We start from the raw sequence: 2,968 nt of genomic DNA on the forward strand, positions 1-2,968 counted from the left end.
GGCTTCCCGCACGATGTGAAGGGCCAGGGCATCTATGCCTATGTCACGCTCAACGCCGGCATCGAAGCCACGCCCGAACTCGTCGCCGCCCTCAAAGCCACCGTGCGCAGCGAAATCGGCGGCATTGCCATCCCCGATCACATCCACCTGACACCCGGCCTGCCCAAAACCCGCAGCGGCAAGATCATGCGCCGCATCCTCAGGAAGATCGCCGAAAACGAGTTTGGTGCGCTGGGTGACACCTCCACATTGGCCGATCCGAGCGTGGTCGATGCGCTGATCGAGGGCCGGCTCAATCGCTGATCTGGTAGAAAAGGGCCTTCGGCGGGCAAGGGCTGAGCCCCTGCCCGCCGGAGGCTCCACGTTCTTGACCTAAAGCGCCCCCCAACCCGCCAGCAGTGCGGCCGCGCCATCGGCGGCGAGGCTTTCGGGATTGGCGAGATAATTGTCGACGGCAAGCGTGCCGATACCGTGGACCATCGCCCAGAGAATCTGGCCGGCGTCGCGGGCGGTGATGCCATGCAGGCGGCCGTTGGCGGCGAGTTCGGCGAGCATGGCGTGGAGGGAGGCGCCCGGCTGCGCGGCGGCGAGGGCGAGGGCGGAGTGCGCGGCGCGATCGGCCAGTTCCGGGCTTTTCATCAGCCGGTAGAGCTCGGGGTGTTCGGTGACGAAGCGGACATAGGCGATGCTGCCGGCGACGATGCGCTGGGCCGGGTCCCCCGGCGCGGAGGCCAGCGCGGCGATCTTTTCGGTGTAAAGCTGATCGAATCCGGCGGCGGCGACGGCGGCGACCAGGGCGCTGCGGTCCTTGAAATGATGATAAGGCGCCATGGCAGAAACGCCGGTGGCGCGGGCGATAGCGCGCAGGGTCAGGGCGACAGCGCCTTCGGTTTCCACGATGATGCGGGCAGCGTCGATCAACGCGGCTTTCAAGTCGCCATCGTAGTGCCAGGCCGATTCGGATTTCACCGCCACTCTCTAGCTTGACCATGGTGACGACGCAATTTATACGATGTAAAATTTACATCGTAAGGAATGGCTCATGCAGATCGTGATGACCGGCGGCAATCGCGGCATAGGCGCCGAAGCGCTGCGCCACCTGGCGACCCTGCCCGATGCGCGCATCCTGCTGGGCGTGCGCGATGCGGCGCCGGCGGGGGTGACCGGCCTGCCGCTCGATCTGGCCAGCCTTGCCAGTGTCAACGGCTTTGCCGATGCCGTGATTGCCGCGCTGGGCGGCGCTGGCATCGATGCGCTGGTGCTCAATGCCGGCGGGCAGCGGCCCACCGTGGCAGAACGTTCGGCCGACGGCCACGAACTCACCTTTGCCGCCAATCACCTCGGGCATTTTCTGTTGCTCCACCGCCTGTGGCCGCATCTTTCCGACGGCGCGCGGGTGGTGATCACCAGCAGCGGCACCCATGATCCGGCAGAGCGCACCGGCGTGCCGCCACCCCGCCATGCCAACGCCCGCTGGCTCGCCGATCCTGCCAGCGATCCCGGCCTGGACCGCAATGCCATCACGGCCGGCATGCGCGCCTATTCCGCGTCGAAACTGTGCAATCTGCTGACCGCCAGCGTCGCCGCCGACCGGCCCGATGCGGCGGCGCGCGGCATCAGCGTGGTCGCCTATGATCCCGGCCTCACGCCGCAAACCGGGCTGGCGCGTGATCAAATGTGGGTGGTGCGCGCGCTGGTGTGGCCCTTGTTGCCGCTGCTGGTGCCGTTCAGCCGCACGATGAACAGCCTGGCCGCAGCCGGTCGCGGCCTTGCCGATCTGGCGACAGCCGAGCGCCCGCCGGCGGGCCAGGTCTATGCTGCGCTGCGCAAGGCCCGGCTCACATGGCCAGCGCCATCCGTGCTGGCGCGCGATGCCGGGGTGGCGAAGGCGCTGTGGCAGGACAGTCTGGCGCTGTGCGGCCTGCCGGCCGCAGTGTGAGCCATCAGGCCGGTCGTGCCCGTTCCCACAGGCCAACCGGTTCAGCCCGGTAGGTCGCTTCCCCATAAATGGCAAAGCCGCAGCGCCGCGCCACGCTGATGCTGGCAGCGTTGCCGGGGTTGATCATGGCGACAGTGCGATCAAAGCGCGTGTCCGCCCATGCCAATGCACAGGCCACGGCCTCGCTTGCATAGCCCTGGCCCTGCGCTTCAGGATGAAAGGCCCAGGCCGCTTCCGGGCAGCCAAAGGGTTCCACCCCGCTGCGCTCGCCATGCAGGAAGCCGACATCACCCAGATGCACATCCTCGCCCGGACGGGTGACGACCCACATGCCATAGTCCATCAATTGCCAATGGCCGACATAGCGCAGCAGCCGGTTCCAGCTGTCTTCGCGATTGAACGGCTTGCCGCCGAAATGCGTCACCACCACCGGGTGCGACCACATCTCCGTCAATCGTTCAAAGTCCGCCAGCCGGTGCGGGCGCAGCACCAGACGTTCAGAGGCAAGAACGGGAAGGTCAGACATCGCCTCCAGCATAGGCAGTCATCATGCCATTATCCAGTAACCGCTTTGTGACAGGCTGTTGCTGTTCGGCATTGGCGTGATAGCCAGACGGGGCATGACTGATCTTGAAATCCTCGCCGCCTGGCTGCCCGGCCACGGCCTCGCACTGGCTGCGGACGCGCGGCTGGAACGGCTTGGTGGCGGCATCGCCAATCGCAACGAGGGCGTGATGCTCGCCTCGGGCCCCGCAGTGCTGCGCCGGCCGCCGCCCGGCGTGTTGGCGGCCGGCGCCAGCGACATGGCACGCGAAGCCAAGGTGCTGGGCGCGCTCGGCCCGCATTTCCCGCTGGTGCCGCGCCTGATCGCCTTTTGCGATGATGAGGCGGTGCTGGGCACCAAGTTTCAGATCATCGAACGGCGCTGCGGTGTGGCGATCGCCGGCACATTGCCCCCAGAGGCCGGCGACGGGCTGGCGCTGGTCGAAACCACTTTGCAGGCCATGGCGGCCCTGCATGCGCTCGATC

The 2,968-nt window shown here is 67.1% G+C and carries 5 protein-coding genes; 3 read left to right on the forward strand and 2 right to left on the reverse strand.

Annotated elements, in window-relative coordinates:
• The coding region (locus RMO81_RS01535; RefSeq protein ID WP_409049570.1) for an AMP-binding enzyme at positions 1-303 on the forward strand (303 nt) is incomplete at its 5' end.
• A 69-nt stretch (positions 304-372) separates the two neighbouring features.
• Here RMO81_RS01535 and RMO81_RS01540 read toward each other — a convergent pair.
• Positions 373-969 carry a TetR/AcrR family transcriptional regulator gene (locus RMO81_RS01540; RefSeq protein ID WP_310473964.1) on the reverse strand — a complete coding sequence of 199 codons (597 nt, stop codon included), beginning with the start codon at positions 967-969 and terminating at the stop codon, positions 373-375.
• 73 nt (positions 970-1,042) lie between these two features.
• Between RMO81_RS01540 and RMO81_RS01545 the strand changes: the two genes are divergently transcribed.
• Complete coding sequence (locus RMO81_RS01545; protein ID WP_310473965.1) at positions 1,043-1,939, forward strand: SDR family NAD(P)-dependent oxidoreductase; 897 nt, start codon at positions 1,043-1,045, stop codon at positions 1,937-1,939.
• 4 nt (positions 1,940-1,943) lie between these two features.
• Here the strand turns inward: RMO81_RS01545 and RMO81_RS01550 are convergent, their stop codons facing one another.
• Positions 1,944-2,465 (reverse strand): GNAT family N-acetyltransferase, encoded by a 522-nt coding sequence (locus RMO81_RS01550; RefSeq protein ID WP_310473966.1) that lies wholly within the window; start codon positions 2,463-2,465, stop codon positions 1,944-1,946.
• A gap of 94 nt (positions 2,466-2,559) precedes the next feature.
• Between RMO81_RS01550 and RMO81_RS01555 the strand changes: the two genes are divergently transcribed.
• Positions 2,560-2,968 (forward strand): phosphotransferase (locus RMO81_RS01555; RefSeq protein WP_310473967.1); only part of this gene is annotated, 409 nt, incomplete at its 3' end.

Source organism: Sandarakinorhabdus sp., assembly GCF_031422795.1.
Lineage (GTDB): Bacteria > Pseudomonadota > Alphaproteobacteria > Sphingomonadales > Sphingomonadaceae > Sandarakinorhabdus.